Annotated in this window: 24 protein-coding genes and 1 other annotated feature; of the genes, 20 read left to right on the top strand and 4 right to left on the bottom strand. The window is 38.8% G+C overall.

Annotated elements, in window-relative coordinates; genetic code table 11:
• Positions 1 to 86 precede the first annotated feature (86 nt).
• Entirely contained in the window at positions 87 to 1,409 is a 1,323-nt protein-coding gene (locus tag E7K77_RS05940) for a pyridoxal phosphate-dependent aminotransferase (RefSeq protein ID WP_119562512.1), read from the top strand.
• Positions 1,410 to 1,566: 157 nt separating this feature from the next.
• Here the strand turns inward: E7K77_RS05940 and E7K77_RS05935 are convergent, their stop codons facing one another.
• Positions 1,567 to 2,028 carry an ArsR/SmtB family transcription factor gene (locus E7K77_RS05935; RefSeq protein ID WP_325306429.1) on the bottom strand — a complete coding sequence of 154 codons (462 nt, stop codon included), beginning with the start codon at positions 2,026 to 2,028 and terminating at the stop codon, positions 1,567 to 1,569.
• Positions 2,029 to 2,416: 388 nt separating this feature from the next.
• Between E7K77_RS05935 and E7K77_RS05930 the strand changes: the two genes are divergently transcribed.
• The 13 genes from E7K77_RS05930 (at position 2,417) to E7K77_RS05870 (ending at position 15,012) form a co-directional block, all read left to right on the top strand.
• Complete coding sequence (locus E7K77_RS05930) at positions 2,417 to 3,724, top strand: FAD-dependent oxidoreductase (protein WP_215676154.1); 1,308 nt, start codon at positions 2,417 to 2,419, stop codon at positions 3,722 to 3,724.
• The gene (locus E7K77_RS05925) at positions 3,721 to 3,999 is read left to right on the top strand and encodes a ferredoxin family protein (RefSeq protein ID WP_004694335.1); all 279 of its coding nucleotides are present in this window, start codon (positions 3,721 to 3,723) and stop codon (positions 3,997 to 3,999) included. The genes E7K77_RS05930 and E7K77_RS05925 overlap by 4 nt, the downstream gene beginning before the upstream one ends.
• 4 nt (positions 4,000 to 4,003) lie before the next feature.
• Complete coding sequence (locus E7K77_RS05920; protein ID WP_287526802.1) at positions 4,004 to 4,993, top strand: electron transfer flavoprotein subunit beta/FixA family protein; 990 nt, start codon at positions 4,004 to 4,006, stop codon at positions 4,991 to 4,993.
• Positions 4,993 to 5,994 (top strand): electron transfer flavoprotein subunit alpha/FixB family protein, encoded by a 1,002-nt coding sequence (locus tag E7K77_RS05915; protein WP_024061032.1) that lies wholly within the window; start codon positions 4,993 to 4,995, stop codon positions 5,992 to 5,994. The genes E7K77_RS05920 and E7K77_RS05915 overlap by 1 nt, the downstream gene beginning before the upstream one ends.
• 367 nt (positions 5,995 to 6,361) lie before the next feature.
• Positions 6,362 to 7,120 carry an SDR family NAD(P)-dependent oxidoreductase gene (locus tag E7K77_RS05910; RefSeq protein WP_123138306.1) on the top strand — a complete coding sequence of 253 codons (759 nt, stop codon included), beginning with the start codon at positions 6,362 to 6,364 and terminating at the stop codon, positions 7,118 to 7,120.
• A gap of 91 nt (positions 7,121 to 7,211) precedes the next feature.
• Positions 7,212 to 7,811 carry a hypothetical protein gene (locus E7K77_RS05905; protein ID WP_278604366.1) on the top strand — a complete coding sequence of 200 codons (600 nt, stop codon included), beginning with the start codon at positions 7,212 to 7,214 and terminating at the stop codon, positions 7,809 to 7,811.
• Between the two features lie 46 nt (positions 7,812 to 7,857).
• Positions 7,858 to 8,445 carry a hypothetical protein gene (locus E7K77_RS05900; RefSeq protein WP_316597954.1) on the top strand — a complete coding sequence of 196 codons (588 nt, stop codon included), beginning with the start codon at positions 7,858 to 7,860 and terminating at the stop codon, positions 8,443 to 8,445.
• Positions 8,446 to 8,677: 232 nt separating this feature from the next.
• Complete coding sequence (locus E7K77_RS05895; RefSeq protein ID WP_325306428.1) at positions 8,678 to 9,628, top strand: ABC transporter permease; 951 nt, start codon at positions 8,678 to 8,680, stop codon at positions 9,626 to 9,628.
• On the top strand, positions 9,621 to 10,430 hold the full coding sequence (locus E7K77_RS05890; protein ID WP_008603309.1) for an ABC transporter permease: 810 nt from the start codon (positions 9,621 to 9,623) through the stop codon (positions 10,428 to 10,430). Before E7K77_RS05895 ends, E7K77_RS05890 begins: the two co-directional genes overlap by 8 nt.
• Positions 10,431 to 10,496: 66 nt before the next feature.
• On the top strand, positions 10,497 to 12,020 hold the full coding sequence (locus E7K77_RS05885) for an ABC transporter substrate-binding protein (protein WP_325306427.1): 1,524 nt from the start codon (positions 10,497 to 10,499) through the stop codon (positions 12,018 to 12,020).
• Positions 12,013 to 12,780: an ABC transporter ATP-binding protein gene (locus tag E7K77_RS05880; protein WP_316597950.1), complete on the top strand. Its 768-nt coding sequence runs from the start codon at positions 12,013 to 12,015 to the stop codon at positions 12,778 to 12,780. The genes E7K77_RS05885 and E7K77_RS05880 overlap by 8 nt, the downstream gene beginning before the upstream one ends.
• A gap of 1 nt (position 12,781) precedes the next feature.
• Positions 12,782 to 13,522 (top strand): ABC transporter ATP-binding protein, encoded by a 741-nt coding sequence (locus E7K77_RS05875; RefSeq protein WP_316597949.1) that lies wholly within the window; start codon positions 12,782 to 12,784, stop codon positions 13,520 to 13,522.
• Positions 13,523 to 13,731: 209 nt separating this feature from the next.
• The gene (locus tag E7K77_RS05870; RefSeq protein WP_278618649.1) at positions 13,732 to 15,012 is read left to right on the top strand and encodes a hypothetical protein; all 1,281 of its coding nucleotides are present in this window, start codon (positions 13,732 to 13,734) and stop codon (positions 15,010 to 15,012) included.
• A 64-nt stretch (positions 15,013 to 15,076) separates the two neighbouring features.
• Here E7K77_RS05870 and istB read toward each other — a convergent pair whose 3' ends face one another.
• Together istB and istA are read right to left on the bottom strand one after the other, a co-directional pair.
• Positions 15,077 to 15,832 carry an IS21-like element helper ATPase IstB gene (gene istB, locus E7K77_RS05865; protein WP_278618648.1) on the bottom strand — a complete coding sequence of 252 codons (756 nt, stop codon included), beginning with the start codon at positions 15,830 to 15,832 and terminating at the stop codon, positions 15,077 to 15,079.
• Positions 15,816 to 16,826, bottom strand: a complete 1,011-nt coding sequence (gene istA / locus E7K77_RS05860; RefSeq protein ID WP_278604362.1) for an IS21 family transposase — start codon at positions 16,824 to 16,826, stop codon at positions 15,816 to 15,818. Before istA ends, istB begins: the two co-directional genes overlap by 17 nt.
• A gap of 556 nt (positions 16,827 to 17,382) precedes the next feature.
• Here istA and E7K77_RS05855 point away from each other — a divergent pair.
• From E7K77_RS05855 to E7K77_RS05840, 4 genes are all read left to right on the top strand, one after another.
• A complete protein-coding gene (locus tag E7K77_RS05855; protein WP_278604361.1) occupies positions 17,383 to 18,813 on the top strand; it encodes an AAA family ATPase in 1,431 nt (476 codons plus the stop codon).
• On the top strand, positions 18,795 to 19,487 hold the full coding sequence (locus E7K77_RS05850; protein WP_278604360.1) for a hypothetical protein: 693 nt from the start codon (positions 18,795 to 18,797) through the stop codon (positions 19,485 to 19,487). Before E7K77_RS05855 ends, E7K77_RS05850 begins: the two co-directional genes overlap by 19 nt.
• A gap of 321 nt (positions 19,488 to 19,808) precedes the next feature.
• Complete coding sequence (locus tag E7K77_RS05845) at positions 19,809 to 19,979, top strand: hypothetical protein (protein WP_325306426.1); 171 nt, start codon at positions 19,809 to 19,811, stop codon at positions 19,977 to 19,979.
• A gap of 222 nt (positions 19,980 to 20,201) precedes the next feature.
• A complete protein-coding gene (locus E7K77_RS05840; protein ID WP_278452009.1) occupies positions 20,202 to 21,410 on the top strand; it encodes a hypothetical protein in 1,209 nt (402 codons plus the stop codon).
• Positions 21,411 to 21,778: 368 nt separating this feature from the next.
• On the opposite strand, the gene E7K77_RS05835 is transcribed toward E7K77_RS05840, so the two are convergent.
• A complete protein-coding gene (locus tag E7K77_RS05835) occupies positions 21,779 to 22,294 on the bottom strand; it encodes a DUF308 domain-containing protein (protein ID WP_278452008.1) in 516 nt (171 codons plus the stop codon).
• A gap of 156 nt (positions 22,295 to 22,450) precedes the next feature.
• Positions 22,451 to 22,654 (top strand) — a binding site (T-box leader).
• Positions 22,655 to 22,830: 176 nt separating this feature from the next.
• On the opposite strand from E7K77_RS05835, the gene E7K77_RS05830 reads away from it, so the two are divergent.
• On the top strand, positions 22,831 to 24,369 hold the full coding sequence (locus E7K77_RS05830) for a 2-isopropylmalate synthase (protein WP_195394560.1): 1,539 nt from the start codon (positions 22,831 to 22,833) through the stop codon (positions 24,367 to 24,369).
• Between the two features lies 1 nt (position 24,370).
• The gene (gene leuC, locus E7K77_RS05825; protein ID WP_278604357.1) at positions 24,371 to 25,630 is read left to right on the top strand and encodes a 3-isopropylmalate dehydratase large subunit; all 1,260 of its coding nucleotides are present in this window, start codon (positions 24,371 to 24,373) and stop codon (positions 25,628 to 25,630) included.

Genomic DNA, 25,630 nt, shown 5'->3' with positions numbered 1-25,630 from the left:
TGCTTGTATAGTAAGTGTTTTGTTACTTTCACAGTTATCAAAACCTTCCAATGGAGAAGGTTGATTTTTAGAGGAGTTGGATCGAAATGAAACAACCAGAATTATCGCCGTATATGATGGCTCGGAAGCCGTCTGGCATTCGCCTAGGACAAATTAAATTCTTGGAACGTAAGAACCCGCCTATCTTGGTGAATGGTTCTATTGGCAATGTAATGCGTCCTATGCATCCCGCCATGCAGCGTAGGTTGTTTGATTTGGGCGGTGTCAATAGCCCGTTCCATAATGGGATTGTGCCATATGTACCAACTACGGGCACTGATGAGTGTCGAGAAGCGTTTCTCCACATTTTGCGCAGCCAAGGCTTTGATACAACAGGGCTTGATGTACTTGTAACAGACGGTGCATCCATGGCGATGGAAATCATCATGCTCGGCGTATGTGGTGGTGCTGGCGAAGAAGAACGTCCTCTTTTGATGTTCAATCCTTCTTATACAAACTATGATGCAGTAGGTCTTCGCATTGGTCGTAAAACGGTTACTGTAGAACGGGAGCTCAATGAAAATGGTGAGTTCGAATTGCCCTCTGTAGAGACTGTCGAACAACGTATTATCGAGACAAAACCTGGGGCGTTGCTTATCATTCCTTATGATAATCCTACAGGTCAATTATTTAGCAAAGAAACGCTTATTGAATATACTAAATTGTGCGTTAAACATAATTTATGGATCATCTCTGACGAAGCGTACCGTGAATTAGCTTATGAAAAAGGGAAAGAAACATCTAGCATTTGGGCCTTAACCGATAAAGATGTGCCTGGCATTGAAGGCCGTCGTATCAGTCTTGAAACGGCAAGTAAGGTTTGGAATGCTTGTGGACTTCGCATTGGAGCTATCATTACGGATAATAAATTATGTTATGAAAAATCTGTTGCGGAATATACGGCAAACCTCAGCGCTAATACATTGGGCCAATATATTTTTGGTGCTTTGAAACATGAGTCCTATGCGCAATTGCACAACTGGTATGAGCAACAACGCGACTACTATCGTCAAATGATCTTTGAACTCCACAAAGGTTTTAAAGAGGCAGAACCGGACTTTATCGTGTCTCGCCCTGAAGCGTCTATTTACTTTGTAATCGACGTGAGAAAGGTTGCAAAACCTGGCTTTGATGGTGTAGAATTTGCTTCTTGGTGTGCCGAACACGGTGCAGTAAGCCTTGATGACGGCAAGGAATATACACTTCTCATGGCACCGCTCAATGGTTTCTATAGCGGTAAAAATGGCGATAACAACCCTGGTAAAACACAATTGCGTGTGTCTTTCTGTGAAAACCCAGATTTATTGCGTTTGGCTCCTGAATTATTATCTAAACTATTCAGAGCTTACGAAGCACAACGAAATGTATAAAAGTAAAGAGTGCCCTCCCAAATGGGAAGGCACTCTTTTTACGTTATGAGTTGTATATATACTATAAGTGGTATAGTATCACATAAAAAAGAGCTATAATTTTGAATATTATAGCTCTTTTCGTTTTTCCCTAGATATGGTAAGTAGGGAAGGGCTTTTATTTACTTTCTTCATCATGATGCGGTCCCTTAGTACGTATTTCGACTGTCAGTTGCTTACTAGGTATGGAGCTTTCCTCAGTTGCTGGATATGAAGTGTCTTCTAAGATAACCGTTTCTAATAATTTGTCAATTTCGTCATTCTGTATGGATACTTCTTTGTTGTACCATTCGCCAAATTCGCGAATTACCTCTTCGTTGCGACGGAAATAGGTATATTGGTCGATTTTACGCGATTCTACAAGTTCAGCATTCTCTAAGATGCTCATAAATGTAGAAATAGAAGATTGCGATACACCGCAGCGCTTTTGGATACTCTTAACGCTCACACTATGAGGGAAATCGATAAGAGTGTTAGAGTGTACTTGTACACCGAATTCTTTCTCTGGGCGTTTTAGCCACAATATAATATCTAACCGATGCGGATTGGATAATGCTTTCAAGATTTTTAACGGGTCCATAGGGCCTCCTCTTAATTAAAAAATAACGAGTTCCCAACCTTGACCGTGGACTTGCATTATGCGGTCGTATTATACGCGTCTTGCTCCGTATAGGGTTTTTGCTACTTTTATCATACGCTACTTTCACCGTGAAAGCTAGACTTACTTATAAATTTCACGAATTGATGAATTTTATTGCACTTATTTAGAACGGAAAGTATACATTAGTATTAATATATAATGAGTATATATACAACCTGTAGAGACTTTTATAATATATTTCTGAAAAATATAGAATATATTCATCTTTCTGTGATAATTTTTAAAGGTATTTTGGTTCTAAATAGAGAAATATATATACTATATGAACTTATGTAAGTCTAAGCTTTCATTTAAAGGAGCTGAGTATATGGCAATTGATCGCAATGAAACATTTGATGTTATCGTTGTTGGCGCAGGGCCAGCGGGTTCTGCGGCAGCATTACGCCTTGCGGAGCAGAGGGTAAAAGTTTTACTTATCGAACGTGGAACCGCACCAGGTGCTAAAAATATGATGGGTGGACGCATCTATACACATTCTTTGGAGCGTCTTGTACCGGACTTTAGAGACCGTGCGCCGTTGGAACGAAAGGTGACAAAAGAGCGCATTTCTATTGGTACAGGTAATGAAATGACCACCATCGAGTATAGTTACGAAGATGGTGAACCTAATGAAGAATCCTACGTAGTATTGCGTGCTAAATTTGATAAATGGCTAGCAGAAGAGGCAGAGAAAAAAGGAGCTCTCCTCGTATCTAATGTACAGGTAACAGAGCTTATTACCGAAGGCGAAGGAAAACATCGTCGCGTGATAGGGGTTCGTTGTCACGATGACGAAGTATATGCAAAATTAGTTGTCATCGCAGAAGGTTCTAATACATTGTTATTGGAACAGGCTGGTCTTACAGGTCCTACGGATCCAAGAACAATGGCTGTAGGGGTAAAAGAGGTATATAAACTCAAAAAAGAGGATCTTGAAAATCGCCTTATGCTATCTGGCGATGAGGGGATGGCGTGGCTTACATTGGGCGATATGACCGATGGACTATTAGGTGGTGGCTTTATTTATACGAATAAAGACAGCCTTTCCGTAGGTATGGTTGTAGGCCTTGAAGATATCGGCAAAGCTACTAAATCGGTAGATGATATGCTGTTAGCTTTCACAAACCATCCAAGAATCGCACCATTATTAAAAAATGGCCAATTGAAGGAGCATAGTGCGCATCTCGTGCCAGAAGGCGGGTTCAAAGCGCTACCTAAGCTGGGCGGTAATGGGTATGTCATCGTCGGTGATGCGGCGCGTATGTGTATGAACTTGGGGTATACCATTCGTGGGATGGACCTTGCCATCGAATCTGGCATGTGTGCAGCGGATGCGGTTAACGTAGCCTTGCGCGATGAAAATATGGAGCGCGTTGCTAAATTGTATGAACGTCAAATCAAGAATTCTTGGTTGTATAAGGACATGAAGCTTTATAAAAATATGCCTACCTTCCTCGCATCCAACCCTCGTATATTTAAAGAGTATCCAGCTCTTGTGAATAATGTGATGCGCGATGTATTCACTGTAAACGGTGATGGGGCAGTACCAATGATGAAAAAATTGATGAGTAGTGTAAGTGATGTAGGTTTAGTTACCTTGATTCGTGATGCTTGGAAAGGGGTGCGTTCCCTATGAAATTAGAAGAGCGCTTGGGCGCCAATAAATACTATGTAGATGAAACGTCTCCTCATATCATTGTGGATGGCGCTGGCTTTAGCTTGGAAGAGAAAATGAAACTCGTAAACGGCTGTCCTGCCGGTCTATATACATTACAAGAAAATGGCGATTTAGCCTTTGATTTCGCTGGTTGCCTTGAATGCGGTACCTGCCGTGTTCTCTGTGGCGAAACCATCGTAAAAACTTGGAAATATCCGCGTAACGCTAAGGGCGTAGAATTTAGACAGGGGTGAGTGTATGGAGTTATTAGTATGTATCAAACAGGTTCCAGATACATCTGAGATTAAGCTGGATCCAGAAACGAATAATCTCATCCGCACAGGTCTGCCTAGTATTGTAAACCCTTATGATATGCATGCGTTAGAGGCAGCTCTTTCGGTAAAAGATCAATATGAAGATAGCCGTGTAACCGTTGTCACTATGGGGCCTCCACAAGCAGAGGCGGCACTGCGCGAGTGTTTATCCCTCGGTGCAGATGATGCGGTGCTCATTACAGACCGTGCGTTTGGCGGTGCTGATACATTGGCGACAAGCTATACAATTGCCTCTGCCATTCGTCATATTCAACGTACTATGAATCGTGAGTTCCAAATCATTTTCTGCGGCAAGCAGGCTATCGATGGTGATACGGCTCAAGTAGGTCCTCAAATTGCGGAGGAACTAGGCATGGCGCAAGCTACCTATGCTTGTGAATTATCCGTAGATCAAGCAGCCCAAAAAGCGATTGTGAAACGAGAACATGAAAATGGCTATGAAATTGTGGAAGTTCCATTACCTTTATTGGTAACGGCTACGGCTGAACTCAATGAGCCGCGCCAACCAGGTCTTTGGAGCTCGATTTACGCTAAACGGTATACGATTACACATATTACATTGCGAGATATGCCGCATATTGATGAAAGCCGTATTGGTCTCAATGGCTCTCCTACACGTGTGCGCAAGGTATACCAACCACCGCTTCGAGGCAAGGTAGAAATGCTTTCATCCGTAGACGAAGGCGCTAAGAAAATTCTTGAATTAGCTTATAATATCAAGCCAGAAAAGTTTTCTCATCTATTAGTGCCCAGCGAAGATCTGGTTGAAGAGCCTCTAGATACCAACGATGAGGGCGTAGATGTAAAAGATCCTGTGCAGCGGGCTGCCTCTGTTGAAAGTGTATCCTCCAGTGAGTTTAAGGTTTTAGCAGCTGTTAAAGGTGAAGAAGGTTCCAAAGGAGGTGATCGATAATGGGAGTGACAAATTTTGATGAATATAGAGACGTCTTTGTCGTAGCGGATACCATCGATGACGTAGTACATCCGGTTACGTACGAACTTATCGGTCAAGCTCGCCGTATTGCTAAGGAATTGGGTCAACTCGTTCAAGTTATGCTGCTTGGCGAGAATGTTCAATCCGAGGCGGAGGAACTTGTGGCACATGGTGCGGATATTGTTCACGTTTTTGAAAGCCCTCTTTTGAAATACTATACAACAGACGGCTATACAAAGGTTTTGACGGACTTCTTTGAAGACCATAAGCCTAATATTCTTTTGATTGGCGCTACGAATAATGGTCGCGACCTAGCACCTCGTATGTCTGGTCGCATGAAAAACGGCGTCGTAGCTGACTGTACTATTTTGACAGTAGATACTGAAGAAGGCCTTGTAGAATGGACACGCCCTGCCTTGGGGGGGAATATTTTAGCTGAAATTATTTCCCCAAATCATCGCCCACAAATGGGTTCTGTCCGTCCTAATGTATTTAAAAAGCCTGAACGTATTGCAGATAGTTGGGGTCGCATTCAAATTGAACCATTCGACCTTAAACCTGAAGACATCCGTATGAAGCGTCTTGACTTCATTCCGTTCAGCAAAGCTGGGTACAACATTCAAGAAGCGGATATCATCGTAGCAGGTGGCCGTGGCATGGGGTCCAAAGAAAACTTTGATAAGCTTTACGAACTTGCCGATGCTATCGGCGGCGTTGTAGGTGCTACACGTCCTCTCGTTGAAAAAGGTTGGATTGAATTGCCATATCAAGTAGGCCAAACAGGTAAAACTGTAAGCCCTAAACTATACTTGGCATTCGGTATTTCCGGTGCTATTCAACACGTGAGCGGTATCTCTGGGGCTGACACAATCGTGGCTATCAACAACGATCCAAATGCAGAAATCTTCCAACACGCTAACTATGGGATAGTGGGGGATTGCATGGAAGTGTTAAATGATATGTTGGCGCATTTGAAATAAAAGATGTAGTATTTGAGCTCTACTTATCAGACTAAATAAGACATAGGGATACCTATCCTCAGCCTTCATGGGTACGCATAGCGCCCAAGGCGGCTTCGAATAGGTATCCCTATTTGGCTTACTGCTGCTGTAGAGCTCAAATATTAGCGTATTATAAACAAATGCTCCGACATATTATTTATACAAAGGGAAAGTCGCTTCCAGAACGGTAATCCTTTTTCATTTCTATGCGTTTTACCTTAAAATGCGTCAATATGTCATTTTGGGGAGTAGGTAAGCGTGGTACGCGTAGTGGCCTAGAGTCCATTACATATTAAAGTGGTATAATTAGGGTATAGATTTAGTTCGGATTGATAAGGAGGTTTTTATGGCTCGTAATGTTTTTGTTACTGGTGCAACGTCTGGTATTGGCCTTTGTATTGCTGAGGCGTATGCAAAGTATGGTGATAATGTTTTGATTTCTGGACGTCGCGCTGAGGTGTTGGCTGAGGTACAGGGGCGTTTGTCTAAGGAGTATGGCGTGCGCGTTGAGACTTTGGTTCTTGATGTGCGTAGTCGTGAGGATGTTGAAAGCAAGGTCCCAGCAGCAATTGAGGCTTTTGGTGGCGTTGATGTCCTCGTAAATAACGCAGGTCTTGCACAAGGCTTAGATCCTTTCCAAGATAGCACTGTCGATGATGCGGTGACTATGATCGATACGAATGTGAAAGGTCTTTTATATGTAACAAAAGCCGTACTACCTTATATGATTGATAAAAATGCAGGCCATATTGTGAATATGGGCTCTACTGCTGGTATTTATGCATATCCAGGTGGCGCGGTTTACTGTGCTACAAAGGCGGCTGTTAAGATGTTGAGCGACGGTATTCGGATGGATACGATTGCAACGGATATTAAGGTCACAACCATTCAACCGGGCATCGTAGAGACTCCGTTTAGTGAAGTTCGCTTTCACGGTGATGCGGAAAGAGCTAAAGCTGTCTATGCCGGCATCGATGCGATCCAACCTGAGGATGTGGCGGATGTTGTACTATACGTAACAAACCAACCTAAACGCTTACAAATCTCTGATGTCACAATCATGGCTAACCAACAAGCAGCTGGGTTTATGGTGCATAAGAAATAGTTATTTGAAATTTTATTTCATTTAGTATATAATCGATAGGAAAGTTTTGATAAATATAATTTTACGAAACTTATTTTCGGAGATTGTTGTTATGACAACAAAGATAAAGATATTACTAGTAGCTTCTTTAGTATGTGCATCTATTGGTTTATATAACATTGTTAGTGCCGAAGCGCCGGCTAATAAAGGTGAGTCTATGCCTGTGATTGGTGGCATATCAGTTGAAGCGGCAGAACCAAATGTTATTATGCCGAGTCCGGTACATGTGTTCACCACAGTTCAACAAGCAGCGGAGTATATGAATATAACACCACAGATGCCAAAGTTGTTACCTGTAGGCTTTAATATTCAATCTGTCATAACCTTAGAAAAAGATATATTACAAGTTGTTTATGTCTATGGACCTGGTGCGGAGCCATATTACAACAAAGCTAGCGGTGCACTTATTATATATCGAACATCTAAGTTAACTGGTGATATTAGCGGTGACCACAAGATTCATAAGGTTATAGAAACTGAAAGTGTAGATGGTACAAAGGTTACTTTCAAAGGTGATAAAAACAAGGTCTATCTTGTATCGTGGATGAAAGATGGGCAGAATCACTCTTTAGAGTTTCAGCATCCCATTATGCGAGATATGGCGAAGGCTATAATTCGTAATATTGTTGAGGAAAAATCACATACAAAATAAATGTGTTTTTAATAATTTTCGTGTTGAGCGAAGGGAGATTATACCCATGGTTAAAAAATTGGTCTTGATGGCAGTTGCTTGTGTATGTGTAGCTTCTTATACTGTTGCTGGTGCTCAAGGTACTCTTGATGTAAAGCCAGATCAACCTAAATCTGTGGTAGCTCAACAAGAAGCGCCAATGGTTGGTATGCCAAGCCCGTTTCATGAGTTTGCTACTGTAGATGAAGCGGCTAAATATATGAACATTACACCTCAAATGCCTAAGGTATTACCTGTAGGTTACAACATTGAGTCTGTAAGTACTATCGAAAAAGATATATTGCAAGTAGTTTATGTTTACCAAGCTGGTGAAGACGCTACTCGTAATCAAGCTGCAGGCAAACGCATCGTCCATCGCATAGCCAATGAAATAAAAGAAGATATCAGCGGCGATTATAACGATTTTCGTGTAACAGCTAATGAAAAAGTAAACGGCACAAAGGTTGTTTTCAAAGGCGGTAATAAAATGGTATATCTCATAGGTTGGACAAAAGACGGACAAACTCATGGGATGTACTTCGAACGCCCTGTAACTCGTGACATGGCTAAAGCAATCGTTGCTAATACGGTAGCCCCAAAACAACATACAAAATAATATAAAAGTCAAGGCCTAATGGGATAGGCATGCGAGCTGTAGTGAAGCACTCGCATGGACACTGTAAGGGTTTTATATAGAACGGCTCCTCGTATGAGGGGCCGTTTTAGTATATATGCTAAAATTTCATAATGAGAATCATTCTAATATACATATAGGGGCATATCTAAAAATTTGAATAACTGTTAAAATAAAATATAACTGTTTTGTGATAAAGAAGGCAGGTGATGTATTGTATCGATTAATACTACAGCGTTTGGCAAGTATTGTAGGTATTTTATTGGTTGTTACCATCGGTACATTTGTATTGATAAAATTATCTCCTATTGATCCCGTGTCGATGAAGTTTAATCTTCTAGGAGCTACACCAGATCCAGTTGTAGTTGCACAGACACGAGAGCAGTTGGGGCTCAATGACCCTTGGTGGCAGCAATACCTACGTTGGTTAGGTCAAATTATACAAGGGGACTTTGGTGAGTCCATTCTGTACGCTTTACCAGTGGCGACCATTCTTGGCGGTGCCTTGCCAAATACCTTGGGGCTAGTATCCTTAGCTCTTGTTATGGGGATAGTGGCGACCATACCGCTCGGTATGTTATCTGCAAAGTATCAAGACTTATGGATTGATCATGGGGTTCGTCTCGTTACATTCCTAGCATTAGCAATCCCTGGGTTCTGGGTCGGTTTATTATTACTGTACTTATTCGGTGTTAAATTACAGCTAGTGTCGGTAACGAATACCAATGGCTTTTCTGCCTATGTTCTGCCCGCAGTAACCCTTGCTTTATGGATATGTGGTCTCTACATTCGTCGATTGCGCAATGCTATTTTAGAAGTGTCGCGACAGCCCTTTGTACAGGGGGCGCGAGCATTGGGCTTGCCAGAATGGATGGTCTACACCCGTTATATATTCCCTCATGTGGGTCTTATATTGCTGCCTATGATGGGAGTAACTATGGGCGCTATGCTAGGTGGCTCTGCCGTTATTGAAACGGTATTCTCCATAAAAGGTATTGGTTATATGATGGTGCAGGGCATTATGGCTCGCGATTATGTATTGATGCAAGGTTATATCATCTGGATTACCTTGGTGTTCATCGTGATTAATATCATCATTGATATATTGAGTGTTTGGCTGAATCCGAAGCGAAGAGCCGCCATAAAAGGAGGCTCCTATGAATAGACAAAAGCCCTATACCTTATACGCTATGTTGGTATTAGCAGCTCTGTGGATCGTATTTTTCTTATGCGCTCCCTATATAGCACCCTTTGATCCTGAAACAACGAGTATCGCGGACCGCTTACAAGACATTAGTAGTACCCATCTATTAGGTACTGACCAACTCGGTCGTGATGTGTGGTCTCGTATTCTGTACGGTGGTAAAGCCTCTTTAGGGATTGCTTTCACCATCATTGGTATTAGTGGGGCCATTGGCATCGCTATTGGTGGATTAGCAGGGTTCTCTACACCTCGCGTTGACCGTTGGTTATCTCGTTTAATCGATTTAGTACTTGGCTTCCCGAATATGGTTATAGCTATTGCTTTCATCGGTATCATGGGTCCTAGCATAACGAATGTAATCATTTCCTTATGTATTACGAAATGGGCGGAATATGCCCGTATCACGAGGGGCCTCGTACAGATTGAACGCCACGCGGAGTACATTACCTTTGCTCGCATGTCGGGCGCTTCAAATCTACGAATTTTGTGGCGCTATATTCTGCCGAATGTATTGCCACCGTTGGTGATTGTTATTATTCAACATCTAGGGGACGCCATTATTTTGGTAGCCAGTTTTTCGCTCATCGGCATCGGTGTACAACCGCCGGATCCGGAGTGGGGCGCTATCTTGTTGAGCTCCCGAGATTTTCTACAAACGGCGCCGTGGCTGCTAATTTACCCGGGGCTCGCTATTTTTATTACTGTTGTTTTATTTAACTATATTGGCGATGCGTTGCGCGATGCCCTCGATGTATCTCGTTAACCGTGCTGTGTTTAGATTTTTTATGGTGAAAGCCTCAACGAGGCGATATATTTTAAAGGAGATATTATGAAACGTTGGTTGTTAGCATGTTTGTCCATGCTATGCATGGTAGCTCTCTTGGTCGGCTGTGGTAATGATACTGCTAAAGACAGCAAACAAGGGAAGCATATGAATGTTGGTTTGTATTGGTTTGGTGAAACATTAGATCCAACTCACGAATGGGATGCGTGGACATTGACTCGTATCGGTGCAGGTGAAAACTTAGCCGTTGTAACACCGGATATGAAATTTGCCCCACAATTGGCAGATTCTTGGGAAAATGTGGACCCTACAACATGGAAATTCCACATCCGTGAAAATGTAAAATTCCATAATGGTACGCCTATGACGCCTCAAAAGGTTAAAGAGTCTATCGAGTACACGATGAAACAAAGTGCTCGTTCCGCGAAAGCTGTTAAAATCGAGTCCATCACAGTAGATGGTCAAAACTTGATCATTAAAACTACAGAGCCTAATGGTTCCTTGTTATCTAGCTTGACTGAACCTGCTTTCGTTATCATGGATACTGCAGATCTTAAAGACGTAGCATCTAAACCAGTTCTTACAGGCCCTTATAAAATCACTGCTTTCAAAAAAGGTGAAACAATTGAACTTGCAGCCTTCGCAGATTACTGGGGCGGCAAACCAGGTCTTGATTCTGTAACTGTAAAAGATATCGAAGACAACAATAAACGCGCTATGGCGTTGCAATCTAAAGACGTAGACGTAATTCAAAAAGTGGACTCTGCTAACCGCAGCTTGTTCAAAGACGGTTTCAATATTCAAGATGTTGCTGGCGTTCGTGTGTTTATGTTGAAAGCAAATCACACAGAAGTATCTCCATTGCATGATAAAGCTGTACGTTCCGCTATTGCTCATATCATTAACTATGATTCCATGGCTAAAATCATCGGCAATGGCTCTACACCAGGGGCGGCACCATTCCCTCCATCTGCCAATTTAGGTTATGATGCGATTGCTAATAAACCGATGACAGATGTGGCGAAAGCTGAGCAAATCTTGACTCAAGCTGGTTACGCTAAGAATGCAAACGGCATGTATGCAAAAGATGGCAAAGAATTAGCGATTACTATTGCTATTTGGGGTAAAGACACAAGCTTATACGAAGAAATTCAACAAGAATTGAAAAAAGCAGGTATTGCTGTAACTCTTAAGAAATTACAAAGCCCTGATGAAGTAGATACACTTGGTACAGATGGTTTCGATTTAGTAGAACGCAATGTAGTGACTATGCCTACAAACGATCCTTACTGGTTCCTCAGCTTATTCTACAAAACTGGTGCGAAAGCAAACGTTGGTGGCTACTCTAACCCTCAAGTAGATGCGTTAATCGACCAATTGTCAGTAACATTTGATCAAAATGAACGCTCTAATATTGCAAAACAAGCGCAACAAATCTTAGTTGATGACGTAGCAGATATCTATTTGTTGTATCCAAGTGCAACAGTTGTATCCACTACAAAAGTTAAAAATGTACCGGTACATCCAATCGATTACTACTTATTAACAAAGGATTCTACTATTGAATAAATCTGATTGTATCGTATTTGATAAGGTTACAATTTCATATGGTACGGAGCAAGCGGTACGCGATGTATCCTTCTCCGTGCCCAATGGTGAGGTCTTTGCTATCGTTGGTGAAAGCGGCTCTGGTAAATCTACGTTAGTTCGTGCCGCCTTTGGTATGTTGAAACAAGCTAGCATTAGTGGTCAAATTTTGCTAAACGGCACCGATATTTCTACATTAAGTGATAGCGATTGGCGACAATTGCGGGGCACAAAGATTTCCATGATCTTTCAAAATCCCAGCGCCTATCTAAACCCAAATCGAACCGTAGAAAATCACTTTAAAGATTTATTCCGTGCCCATGGTGAAAGCTATGATGTAAGCCGCGTTATAGATATGCTTAATCTTGTTCACTTAACTGACGGAGAGCGTATCTTGCAGTCCTATCCGTTTCAATTGAGCGGTGGCATGCAACAACGGTTAGCAATAGCCTTGAGTCTCATCTTGAAGCCTGGTATCGTATTTGCTGACGAACCGACTAGTGCCCTAGATATGCTCGTGCAAGCCTCTGTATTGGACCTTATGAAAGAGGTAACGCAGGCTCTTGGAGCAACGGTGATTATTGTAACCCATAATATCAAGGCGGCTGCTCGCATTGCCAATAGCATTGGGGTTATGAATAAGGGGCAACTCGTTGAAGTGGGATCCGCCACAGAGGTTATGGCCCATCCAAAGGATGAGTATACTCGTATTTTGTTAGATTCCGTAATGAAAGTGGTGTAGTATGATTCAAGTTGAGCATTTATGTAAACAATATACAAACCACCATCATACGGTTCGTGCCGTTGATAACGTATCCTTTTCCGTGACTCCCAATGAACGCGTAGGTATTGCTGGTGGTAGTGGTTCCGGTAAAAGTACTCTGCTTAGACTGATTGCTTTATTGGAAAAGCCTACCTCTGGCACCTTACGACTCTTTGGTGAGGAAATACATTCTATTCAAAATTATAGAGACATATATCGTTCTATGCAGATGATGTTCCAAAATCCCTTGGCGGTGATTCCACCGAGGATGAACTTGGAAGCATTTCTCTTAGAGCCGTATATCAACTATGGTCTCATGGATATAGCGGCAGCAAAGGACGATATCCGTAAGTGGATTCAACATGTAGACCTACCTGAAACGATCGTTAACAAATACCCGCATGAGGTCAGCGGCGGTCAATTGCAACGCGTTGTATTAGCACGAATAATGTTGATGAATCCAAAACTAGTACTCTTTGACGAACCTACATCAGCCCTTGATGCGGTGAATCAAAAGCTGGTGCTAGACCTATTACAAAAACTCCATACGGAACAACCCTTCGGCTACATATTCGTCAGCCATGATATCGGACTATTACAAGCTGTAACAGACCGAATCATCGTCATGAAAGACGGACAAATCGTAGAAACCATCGAATCAAAACGACTTAAAGAAGCGGTACATCCATATACACAAGCACTTGTGAAAGCGAGTGTGTAAAAAGAAAGCCCCTCTATAATGGATTGAGATAAAAGTTATTTTAACTTTAAATCAAAATACATTTTGAGGGGTTGTTTTATATTATAGAGGTCTTTGTTGATGGTTATTATAAATAAATAAATATATTAATTTTGATATAATAATATTGTCTATGTAATTATTTAATATATTAATATGATTAACTAATACTATTATTGGGTGGTGGTTATATGTTATATGATGAAAAAGACTTACGTGTATTTGATAATTCAGACTCTCGAAACTATTTTAAAGAAATATTGCAATCGTATTATAGTCAGAATTATCGAGCGACGATAGTTTTATTATATTCATTTGTGATTTATGATTTATTTATTAAGTTACAAACTATGGCGGATGAAGGTGATAGTAAAGCAAGGCAACAATTAGAAAAAGTTAATGGTATGATAAGTTCAGATGAAAAATATTCAAAAGTAGAGCGTGAAATTATTGATTTTTTTAAAGATAATTGTTCTTTGTATTTTGAAAGGTTCATAGAGGATATTGAATATCTTAGAAATTGCCGGAATAAATGTGCTCATTTGAAAGTGAATGATAATTCTCTATATGTTCCTAATGATTATCATGCTAAAATGATGATTTGCTCTATGTATGATCATGTTCTTTCTGTGAAAGCTCCATTTATTATGGATTTATTTGAGATTGCAAAACATGATGTTGAAAAGTTTACTGAGCAGATAATATTTGATCCAGATGGATTGGATGAATCAATAAGAAAAAAAATTACAGATAAATATTTAAAGAGAATGACTAATATTTCATTAAAAAAATCATATAAAACATTTCTTAAATTTCTATATAATACAGACGATGAGGAGTGTATTAGAAATATACTTGGAGTATATGCCTTCTTATTTTCTATGACCTCTTATTTGATAGAAGAAGGTCGAATAGATCTACTCCGAGAGCAGGCAATATTGGATGAATTCTCTAAAATCAGTGTTGATGAATTAAAAAACAATTCTGTTCGTGCTGAAATTTTAGTTTCTATGGTATTAAAATATTCTATTATAATGGAAATTATTAGAGAAAATGAGGAAGTATTCGAATATTTAAAAGCACGTATATTAATCCCAACAGGCTTAGTAGCATATCGTGCTTTTTATCCTCATGACCCAAGGTCTGAGTACGGATTTTTCAAAGATACTTCATCTCTTCATAAAAATAAATATATTAAGGAAATTTTTGAATCAGTTAAACTTTGTGAAGATTTTAATTTGGTAGAATTTGCTAAGATTATGGTTAACGCTGTTCCAACATATTTGGGATATGATGACGCGGATTGTTATATGTCTTTTTTAAAAATTCATGTAGCGGAATTTAATGCTTTAGATCTTCAAGAAATTATGGATATATATTATAAAAATGACCAATGTTATAATCGTGGTAGACATACGGCTGATATGGAAATAATTGAACCTTATCTTGCTGAAGATAAAATACCATTCTAACTATCTAAATAATATGTAAATGTCAATATAAGAATGTACAATTTTGACGATGTACAATGTACAGTTATTCCTTCTGCTGCATATGGTTTCGTAACCGGTATGAATCTCCAGTTATGCTAATCACATGTGCATGGTGAAGTAATCGATCAACAATAGCATTAGCTACTCGCTCATCATGTAATATGGTAGCCCACTCATCAAAATTAATGTTAGAGGTTACGATGGTACTTTTCTGTTCATACCGTCTATCAATAATTTGAAATAGCAAATTAGCATCTCCTGGCTGCAATGGCAAATAACCAATTTCATCAATAATGAGTAATTGGTAGCGTGTGTAATGCTTGAGCCGAGTTTCTAATTTTCCTTCATCCTTTGCTCTTTTAAGATTTTGGATTAAATCATGGCATTTAATAAAATAAGTACTTCGTCTGTTACGAGAGCTTTCAATCCCTAGTGAGGTAGCTAAATGTGTTTTCCCAACACCACTAGATCCAAGAAATACAATGTTTTCAGCTCGTTCCATAAAACCCAATGACGCTAAATTCTTAATTTGCACTTCGTTAATTTGTGGTTGAAATGAAAATTCAAAATCAGCTAGTGTTTTCAAATGAGGAAAATTACTAATTTTTACCATATGGTTAATGACGTTTTGTCGTTTAATATCGACCTCGTAATCACTAAGCTTCAGTAACCACTCAATATGAGATAAGTTCTGTTTATTAGCTAATTCAATTGTTTCATCGAGGTGTAGTATACATTGTTTTAGTTTTAGATACGCTAAATTGTCTTGTAATCGTTGGTAATTAGTCTGTAGTGTCATAGATAGCTCCTATCTTTTCCAAATTAGATTTTGCTTTAGCTTTTACATCTTCAGAATTTAGATAAGGAATTGTTTTCTGCAATTGTGCCTCGTAATGAGACGGCAAATAGTTAACCTTCTTACCACTTAATAGGTGCTGTGCAATCAATTCTGTGCTATCATATATGTATAGCATCTTATCTATGGTCTTTAAGGTCATAGATTTGGCCACATATCCTGGTGGTACAGAATAGTGGCTACCACGAAAGCTAATGAGGTTACTCGTTGAAACCTTAGCTTTTGGGTGTTCTATGCGATAGGAATCTCTTATCACTTTTGTTGGAAGTGGGGTAAGAGATTCCTTTTCTTTTGCAAGCAGTACAGACGGTATTTGTCTTGTGGCTTGAGAAATTGCTAGATTGCTACGTAAAATAATTTTTTGAATCTGTTCTTCCACTTCCTGTATTGTCAATTTCCCTTGGTAAGCATGAATTTCATCTAGAATTTTCATTTGGCTTTCTACTTTACCTTTCGTTTGTGGACGGCGCGCAATACAAGGTTTAAATGTAAAGCTAAAGTCACTTGAAAATTGTTCTGCTTTGGTATGAAGCTGTCCTTTAACTCCAGCTAGCCTCGGTTGTGCCATCACAGTCTTCATATTATCTGTTACTAGTACATGAGGAACACCTTGTAATTGCTCAAAGAATTCTACCAATGTATCTTGTAGTGTTTCAGTAGTTCTATCGAACGTGACCTTTGCTAATTTGTATCGAGAATAGCCTAATGTCATCAGCAATATATTAAAAGTTATGTATGTTCCATCAGGCAATAGGAATTTAATATTCTCTTTCCAATCCACTTGAGCCTGTTCAGCTGGTGCGGTTTCAAAGCGAATCGTATGTTGCGTACTAGGCGATGTTTGTTTTCTATCAAAATAGGATTGAAATACTGGTACCTTTGAAATATAACCACGAAATGTAGAGTAAGTAGCTGTGAGTCCATGGTTGTCTACCAAATATTGCCATAGAACACGCTTGTAATATTAGGTTTCAAATTGCAAGCATCCAGAGTGTCTCTTAATATTGGTAAGTCTAATAATGATGTTATAGTAAATGAACTGTTAATACCGTATACGTATTGCATGTTGTTATCACCTCAACTATAGTATCGGTGATACAATCAAAATTGTACATTCTTATATCATCATTTTTGTACATTCTTAGAGTATCATTTACAAGCAAAGAATCTTTCGACTATTTACTCCTTTTATTTGGATATATTAATAAGTGTGTTTTGGAAAAAGTTTAGTGTTGTATAGGATTTAATTTCTTTTAGTATAGATACTTTCATAATTGCTATGAATATCAACTTATTCTAAGTTTTATGATGAAAAAAGTGAACAATTTTCAATATTAATAACTGCTTCTTATATAATCCTTATTATTAGTGGCTCTATAATAAATATCTATGCATGAACTGTAAAAACGGAATTTTTTATTCTGTTTTTACAGTTCTTCTTTTTTGTTTGTCAAGTTTGTGATACACTATTGACAAGAAAAGGAGAATCAACTATGAATACGCCTATTGTTCGTTTAGAAGAGATTACAATTAAAAATCTAAAGAATGTTGAATATGGTCATATTAAATTGAACGTAGATAAGAAATGTTCTTCATCAAACTTATTAGGTTTATACGGGCAAAATGGCTCAGGAAAAACGGTTTTAATTAATGCGATTGATATATTAAAACAGTTATTGATGGGGCAGAGACTACCAGATCATTTAGTTGATTATATTAATATCAATAGTGATTTGGCAGAACTCTCTTTTGAATTTTCTTTACAAATTGATGATGATAATATACATGTATATTACGATGTAGAATTAGCTAGAAATAAGGTTACTAGTGATAGTAATACAGACAATATAGATTCTATAAAAACTATACCTATTGTAAAAAAAGAAGTATTACAGTATAGAATGGAAAACCGTACTACATCGATTAGGAAGAATATAATTGCTAATACAGATACTACAGAAGTGTTTGTACCTAAAAGCAAATTTGAAATTTTATTTGGTAAACACTATGATGATATGACTGATTTTCTTGTAGATAAACGTCTTTGCCAAGCTACATCCAGATCTTTTTTATTTTCTTCACTATTTTTGAAACGTCTTAATTCTAGACAAGAATTTATTGAAAATACTAGTGAGTATAATTATATTTTTATGATTATACATATGTTAGTAAAATATGGTAATCATGATTTATTTGTCGTATTAACCTCTCATAGTGGTTTACACAGTCTTAATGTATTACCGTTAGAAATAAATGTACAACAAGATGATATGGGACGAATCGGTACAATTACATTACCTTTAGATAAACCAGTTACTTTACCTATACCTATTGTTGATGAAATTCATAATATTATCAGCATGATGAATTTAGTTTTATCTGAAATTATTCCAGGCTTACGGATTTCAGCATCTGATTTAGGCGTTGAATTATTAGAAAATGGTGAAAACGGTAAACGTTTAATGCTGGTTTCTAATAAAAATGATAAAAGTATACCTTTAAAATATGAGTCAGAAGGTATACGCAAAATTATATCTATTTTGAGTTTATTAATTGCTGTATATAATCGTCCATCTGTTACTATTGCAGTTGATGAATTGGATGCTGGTATTTTTGAGTATTTACTAGGGGAGTTACTTCGAATTATAGCTGAAAAAGGTAAAGGTCAATTGATTTTTACTTCACATAATTTGCGTCCTTTAGAGACATTGGATAAAGGATGCATAGCTTTTACCACAACAAATCCTAATAATCGTTATATTCGTCCTAAAAATGTGAAGTCATCTAATAATTTAAGAGATTTTTATTATCGGGATATTACATTAGGTGAGCAAGCAGAAGAAGTCTATAAACCAACACAAAATGCTGAAATTTCATATGCTTTCAAGAAAGCTGGTGTATATAAGTGGCACGAAAAAAAATAGTGCTAGTAATCGTGGAAGGTCCATCAGACGCTTCTGCATTAGAACGGTATTTTGTTAAATATTTTGATAGTGATCGTATTGTAACAAAGATAATACATGGTGATATTACTACTGATAAAAATATTGATCAATCAAAAATAAAAGCACATTTGGGAAACAAGGTTAAATCATGGATTACAAAAGATAAATTTAAGAAGTCAGACATAGATAGGATTGTTCATATTGTTGATATGGATGGTGCTTATATAGATGATAAACTCATCCGATTTGATGAATCATGTAAAGATCCATTTTATTCACCTATATCTATAAAAACCTCAAATGTAGAGAATATTCGTCTTAGAAATGTCCAAAAGAGAGAAAATGTAGATACATTGAGTACTAATACAAGTGGTATTTACAATGGTATTCCTTATAAGGTATATTATATGTCTTGTAATTTAGATCATGTATTATATAATCTTCAAAATGCTAGTGATAAAGAAAAGGAAGATTATGCATTAGAGTTTTCAGAGAAATATATAGATAATATTGATGATTTTATATCATTTCTTTGTAATTCTGATTTTTCTTGTTGTGACTCTTATGAAGATTCTTGGAAATTCATTAAGGGTGGTAAGCACTCATTAGAACGTTATAGTAATTTAGGACTTTGTTTTTTACCCTCTAATTAGTGGTGCTTTGGTATAAATACAAATAATAGTCTATATGCGGATATCAGCACGGGTCTATCTGGCACATACAAGCAAAGCTGGGCGATTAATGCAGGGTATACGCATTGATTCTAAGCCATTAGATGAGCAAAATTGATACATGTTTTCATTGAAAAATCTAATAAAGTTTATATTCAGTTTATTGCTCCTCAATATATCGATTTTGTATAATGAATATATAAATGAAATTATCGTGAAAACAAGTTAGAGAGATTTCATATTATGAGATAGGTATGTTCTTTACAACTAGGTGAGTCTGAGGCTGCTATTGGTGCAGATTCTATGACGCCACAAGGGATTTTCTTTACCATTGTTAATTTCCTTGGCGAACTTATTCATAAGGCAAAATCCTTTGGTCGTGCATTGGCTATGAAATTAGATGATACAGCATCTCGTATATACGTAAAAGACTTGCTACAAACATGCGATACATACCGTATATTTGCTGGTTAATTAGTGTACTAATGTATTGCAACATAAACATAATATTGATAGACCCCCAAAAGAATGAGGCATCGACTATAATCGGTGTCTCATTTTTATCGTCTAGTTGCCAACCCATTTTCAGATGAGATATTAATAGGTCGAGGTATTACCTCTAGAATTAATATATTCCCTCGTGCTATATTACATATGAGTAGTATTTTTACGTTCATATGTATAAGGAGATACTCTATGTTTAACTTTTATAGTGAGTTATTATTACGTTTACAGAAACAATTTGTATCCGAACATGAATCTGATTTCAAATCTATTGAGGATTTGTTAGAAGCATTTATGACTCAATATAATCGTGGTGATTTTAATAATACGATAGAAATGAAATTACGTGATTTATATGAGGCTGCAGAAGAGGCTGATACGAATGAGAAATCAAGGAAGTTATACAATGAAATCCTTGCATTATGTCCTGATGAAGTAGATGCTAAACGAGAACTCATAGCCCTTGAGTTACATCCAAGCTTTCAAATTTATCAGTTGAAACAGCTAGTAGAATCGTTGAAAAAACCAAAGAAAATAGATTGGAATATAATAGAGACGCGTCCTTATATGCGTTGCCTCATCGACATGGGGATGATATATTTAGAATATAATATGTATAATGATGCGATTGCCTGCTTTACGCCAGTTTTTCACGGAGACAAGCAAGATCATTCGGGATTTCTTGTGTATATGATGGTTGCTTGTTGTGGCGCTGCCAACTGGGATCGCGGCCGCAAGGTATATCAGCGATATCTTGCATGTTGCGATGATATACAAAATGCATTTAATCAGGCTCCGGATATCATGTTGCCTATGCATATGCTGTATATTCTATTGGCTTTGCAGTGTGGTGAAAGCAAGATAGCCCATGATGTATTAGCAGATCTTGTTGATGAATATGAAGATATTGATTGGTTATTACAAGATGCAACGCGCTGGAACGATTTTGTAGAAGATCATTTAGAGGCTATTATGTATATGGTAGACCAAGTGAGCAACATAGATTCTGACCCACGAGAATTAATAAGCTTATATACTGCTATCTCATTTTTACCAACTCAATTAGTGGATTTTGAAAGTCCATTATGGCAGACTCTATATGATGCGTATGAACGTGTTACCGATCGAACTGTTATAAATCGGTACTCTAATGATAGTTATATGGGAAAACGCGAGTCCGCTCATATGAGCCCCGTAGAGGTTGCTAAAGGTGGGGCTTTGCGTGGAAATCCGGTATATGACAATATACGGTTCGGTGCACAAATTACACTTTCACAAGCCGGCCTATACACAGTAGATGATTTTAAAACAATTACTAAACAAGAAGTATTGATGCTACCGGGCATTGGTAAAAAAACAGTGGAACAACTAGAGCATAATGGTGTTATATTTAAAGCCTAAGATGTGACTTGAATTTAATAGCAATCCTAGGATAACGAAGGGCTATTTGTCTTTTTCATAATTAATATAATCCCTTTGATGAGTATCTTGGTACTGATCAAGGGGATTTTAAATTACTACAGGGTTGTACTAATTTTTGTCCTATAACCCCATTATTACGCTAATGTTAGAGCGTTGGGCTAGTTGCTAAATAAAAGGGCTAGAAAAGCGTCTAACCACTTGCAAATGTAGTAGGCGAATACATTTACCATGACGGCTAGCCAAAACAAATAAAATAGCTGCCACAAATACGAAATAGACATCGTAATTTATGACAGCTATTTTGGCAGTACATGGTCGATCTTATAGTGTAATTATTTAGTTATATTCTATTTTTTAAAAGCCTCACCGATGGAATAAATTCCGTCAAATAAGAAACCGAAGGCGATGAAATAGATAAATGCTTGTCCAGAAACGATCGGCTCGAATATAAGTAATAGGCCTAATAGTAAAAGAATTAGTGCAAGCCATTTTGCATTACGTCCCATGAGTGATACCATGCTGTCGGACTTTCTTGATTTAATGAAAATAAAGATGGCTTCAATTACCATCCAGACGCCGATTGTAATTGGGAGTACTAATGGTAGGAATGCAAATCCGCCGAATATTAAATAGATACCGAATAGAGCGTTGATAATACCGCCAATGAGATGCCAGCCGCTTCTCATTGCAGAAGGCAACCTAAAATAATTTATAATGCCACTGATTGCATTGGCAAAGAAGATGATAGACATAACCCAAGTGAATGCAAAGAGGTTAATAAGCGGATTTAATAGTAAGAATATCCCTAGGATAATACTTACAATACCCGACAAAATATAAAAGAATTTGTTTGAACCACTCATAATTATTCCTCCAATCTTTGGTACTGCTTATTTTCAGTATGCGTGAAATCATGGGGAATGTCAAATTGTAACGATAAAACTGTGCTTTCACAAAACTCACATGTCCATCCTGTTGACACAGTTCTATAGAATACCGTATAATACTTTTATATCTTAAATCAAGCGATGAACGGGTATAAAGGTTTACAAATCCTGCTTTCAGAGAGTTGCCGGCCGGTGTGAGGCAATAGAGGTTGTACGCTGACACTCTCCCGCGAGCTTCGGTGGCGAATACAGCAGTAGTCATCGACGGTGGTTCCGTTATACCCGAAACGAGTCCCAATTAGGGTGGTACCGTGTTATGAATATAACGCCCCTTTGAGCAACGACAGTTGTTCTGAGGGGCTTTTTTATTGTAAAAGTCTAGTAAAATTACTGATTTAATTGTATCTACTTAGGATTAGCCGAAATAGCGTTGAAATCGGCGGTTTTACTAGACTTTCACAATGAATAGATGTAATAAGGGAATATGTTTTATAGGATAAAAGGTGAAGATTATGGAACAGAATCGCGTATATTTCTTTGATACAACCCTTCGTGATGGGGAACAAACACCAGGTGTATCTTTACAAACTCCTGAAAAAATTGAAATTGCGAAAGGCCTAGTACGTCTCGGCATTGACGTTATTGAGGCCGGTTTCCCGGCTGCATCCCCTGGAGATTTTGAAGCGGTACAAACGATTGCTCGCGAAGTCAAAGGTGCAACAATTTGTGCGTTGGCTCGTGCTAATGAAAAGGACGTACAAAAAGCGATTGATGCGTTGAAAGATGCGGAACGTAGCCGTTTACATGTATTCATTGCTATTTCCGAACTTCATATGGAATATAAATTAAAAATGACTCGCCAAGAGGTATTGGATAAGGTTAAATCCGTATTGGCATATGCAAAAGGTAAGGTTGATGAAATCGAGTTCTCCGGCGAAGACGCGGCACGCTCTGATTTAGATTTCGCATGTCAAGTATTTGGTGTTGCAATTGCTGGTGGCGCTACAATTATTAACGTACCAGATACAGTAGGTTATATGAACCCTAATGAGTTCGGTGATAAAATCCGCTACATCAAAGAACATACATCAGGCATTGAAAATGCAATTATCTCTGTTCACTGCCATGATGACTTAGGTCTTGCCAATGCGAATACGTTAGCTGCTATTAAAGCAGGTGCACGCCAAGTAGAAGGCACAATTAATGGTCTGGGCGAACGGGCTGGTAACGTAGCGATTGAAGAAGTGGTAATGGCTCTTAAAACACGCCATGATTATTTCGATGACCTTCAAGTGAACATCGATACAAAACAATTTACGAAAGTATCTAAACTTGTAAGCCGTTTAACAGGTGTTGTAGTTCCTCCGAATAAAGCAATCGTTGGTTCTAATGCCTTTGCTCATGAGTCTGGTATTCACCAACATGGTATGATGAGTAATCCTGAAACGTATGAAATCATGACTCCTGAGTCCGTAGGGGCTGAAAAAACAGACCTCGTATTGGGTAAACACTCTGGCCGTCATGCCTTCGCTGATCACTTGGCAAAACTTGGTTTCCAATCTTTCACAGAAGAGAAAATCAACGACCTCTTCGCTAAATTCAAAGAATTGGCTGACCGCAAAAAACAAGTATACGATGATGATATCGTAGCCCTTGTTGTAGATAATCTTCACCACAAAAAAGCATTCGAGCTCGTGGCTCAATATTACAAATTGGGCGAGAAAGGCTATGCCTATGCTGACGTTCGTCTCATGACACCAGATGGTGAAAGAGCGGATGCTGCCGTAGGTGACGGTCCAGTAGATGCGTCCCTTAAAGCGGTTGAACGTGTGGTTGGCTTGCCAATCAGCTTAAAAGACTACCAAATCCGTGCTATCACAGCCGGTAAAGATGCACTTGGGGAAGCAACCCTTAAGGTAGAATACAACGGTCGCTTGTACCATGGTCGTGGTATCAGCACCGATATCGTTAAATCAAGTGTAAATGCATATATCAATGCGGTGAATTCCGTATTCCTAGCTATGGAGCTAGAACAACAGGAGGAAGAATAATATGGGTATGACCATTACCGAAAAGAATATGGCTCGCCATGCGGGTCTTGATGTTGTAAAACCAGGCCAAATCATTGAATGTCATTTGGACGCTGTGTTGATGAACGACATCACATTCCCACCGGCTCGTAAAGAGTTTTTGAAGATTGGCAAACCTGTATTTGATCGCCATAAAATCTACTTGGTGCCTGACCATTTCACACCAAATAAAGATATTCAATCTGCTACTCAAGCTAAGGTAATGCGCGACTTCGTACGCGAACATGGCATTACGAACTACTTTGAAGTCGGTAGAATGGGTATTGAGCACGTTATTTTGCCAGAAAAAGGCCTTATCGGTCCCGGGGAAATGATGATTGGTGCTGACTCCCACACTTGTACATATGGTGCGGTAAATGCATTCTCCACAGGCGTAGGCTCCACTGATGCGGGCGTTGCTATGGCAGAAGGTAAAACTTGGTTCAAAGTACCTGAAACAATTAAGGTTGAGCTTATCGGCAAACCTAACAAATGGGTAACTGGTAAGGACGTAATCCTTGATTTAATCGGTCAAATCGGTGTAGACGGCGCTCGTTACATGGCTCTTGAATTCGCTGGCGAAGGTGTACAACACATGACTATGGCTGATCGTCTTACCATTTGTAACATGGCTATCGAAGCGGGCGGTAAATGTGGCGTATTCCCTTACGATGCAATTACTGAAGAATATATCAAAGGCCGTGTTAATCGTCCTGTTGAGCCAATCGCTCCAGATGCTGATGCGGTATATGCTCAAACGATTACCATCGACTTGTCCAAATTGCAACCAGTTGTAGCATTCCCTCATTTGCCATCCAACACACATTACATCAACGAAATCGACAAAGATATTAAAATCGACCAAGTTATCATCGGTTCCTGTACAAATGGCCGTTACGAAGACTTGGTGGCAGCTGCAGAAATCTTCAAAGGTCGCAAAGTGGCTCCATTCGTTCGTTGCATCGTAATTCCTGGTTCCCAAGATGTATACGATCAAGCTATGAAAGATGGTTTATTGGACATCTTCATTCAAGCTGACTGCGCTGTATCCACTCCAACATGTGGTCCTTGCCTAGGCGGTTACATGGGCATCATGGCCGAAGGGGAACGCACTGTTTCCACTACAAACCGTAACTTCCGTGGTCGTATGGGTCACGTTGATTCTGAGGTATACTTGGCAAGCCCATACGTGGCGGCAGCAAGTGCTGTATTAGGCCGCATTGCAGGCCCTGAGGAGGTTTAA

It is taken from the genome of Veillonella parvula (assembly GCF_032577575.1).
Lineage (GTDB): Bacteria > Bacillota > Negativicutes > Veillonellales > Veillonellaceae > Veillonella.
The sequence above is the reverse complement of the archived record's forward strand: the minus strand, read 5'-3'. Positions and strand labels throughout refer to the sequence as shown.

Excerpts from the sequence above, each read along its gene's own strand:
- E7K77_RS05940 (WP_119562512.1), top strand. The coding sequence starts at position 87 with ATGAAACAACCAGAATTATCGCCGTATATGATGGCTCGGAAGCCGTCT.
- E7K77_RS05935 (WP_325306429.1), bottom strand. The coding sequence starts at position 2,028 with ATGGACCCGTTAAAAATCTTGAAAGCATTATCCAATCCGCATCGGTTA.
- E7K77_RS05930 (WP_215676154.1), top strand. The coding sequence starts at position 2,417 with ATGGCAATTGATCGCAATGAAACATTTGATGTTATCGTTGTTGGCGCA.
- E7K77_RS05925 (WP_004694335.1), top strand. The coding sequence starts at position 3,721 with ATGAAATTAGAAGAGCGCTTGGGCGCCAATAAATACTATGTAGATGAA.
- E7K77_RS05920 (WP_287526802.1), top strand. The coding sequence starts at position 4,004 with ATGGAGTTATTAGTATGTATCAAACAGGTTCCAGATACATCTGAGATT.
- E7K77_RS05915 (WP_024061032.1), top strand. The coding sequence starts at position 4,993 with ATGGGAGTGACAAATTTTGATGAATATAGAGACGTCTTTGTCGTAGCG.
- E7K77_RS05910 (WP_123138306.1), top strand. The coding sequence starts at position 6,362 with ATGGCTCGTAATGTTTTTGTTACTGGTGCAACGTCTGGTATTGGCCTT.
- E7K77_RS05905 (WP_278604366.1), top strand. The coding sequence starts at position 7,212 with ATGACAACAAAGATAAAGATATTACTAGTAGCTTCTTTAGTATGTGCA.
- E7K77_RS05900 (WP_316597954.1), top strand. The coding sequence starts at position 7,858 with ATGGTTAAAAAATTGGTCTTGATGGCAGTTGCTTGTGTATGTGTAGCT.
- E7K77_RS05890 (WP_008603309.1), top strand. The coding sequence starts at position 9,621 with ATGAATAGACAAAAGCCCTATACCTTATACGCTATGTTGGTATTAGCA.
- E7K77_RS05885 (WP_325306427.1), top strand. The coding sequence starts at position 10,497 with ATGAAACGTTGGTTGTTAGCATGTTTGTCCATGCTATGCATGGTAGCT.
- E7K77_RS05875 (WP_316597949.1), top strand. The coding sequence starts at position 12,782 with ATGATTCAAGTTGAGCATTTATGTAAACAATATACAAACCACCATCAT.
- E7K77_RS05870 (WP_278618649.1), top strand. The coding sequence starts at position 13,732 with ATGTTATATGATGAAAAAGACTTACGTGTATTTGATAATTCAGACTCT.
- istB (WP_278618648.1), bottom strand. The coding sequence starts at position 15,832 with ATGACACTACAGACTAATTACCAACGATTACAAGACAATTTAGCGTAT.
- E7K77_RS05855 (WP_278604361.1), top strand. The coding sequence starts at position 17,383 with ATGAATACGCCTATTGTTCGTTTAGAAGAGATTACAATTAAAAATCTA.
- E7K77_RS05845 (WP_325306426.1), top strand. The coding sequence starts at position 19,809 with ATGACGCCACAAGGGATTTTCTTTACCATTGTTAATTTCCTTGGCGAA.
- E7K77_RS05840 (WP_278452009.1), top strand. The coding sequence starts at position 20,202 with ATGTTTAACTTTTATAGTGAGTTATTATTACGTTTACAGAAACAATTT.
- E7K77_RS05835 (WP_278452008.1), bottom strand. The coding sequence starts at position 22,294 with ATGAGTGGTTCAAACAAATTCTTTTATATTTTGTCGGGTATTGTAAGT.
- E7K77_RS05830 (WP_195394560.1), top strand. The coding sequence starts at position 22,831 with ATGGAACAGAATCGCGTATATTTCTTTGATACAACCCTTCGTGATGGG.
- leuC (WP_278604357.1), top strand. The coding sequence starts at position 24,371 with ATGGGTATGACCATTACCGAAAAGAATATGGCTCGCCATGCGGGTCTT.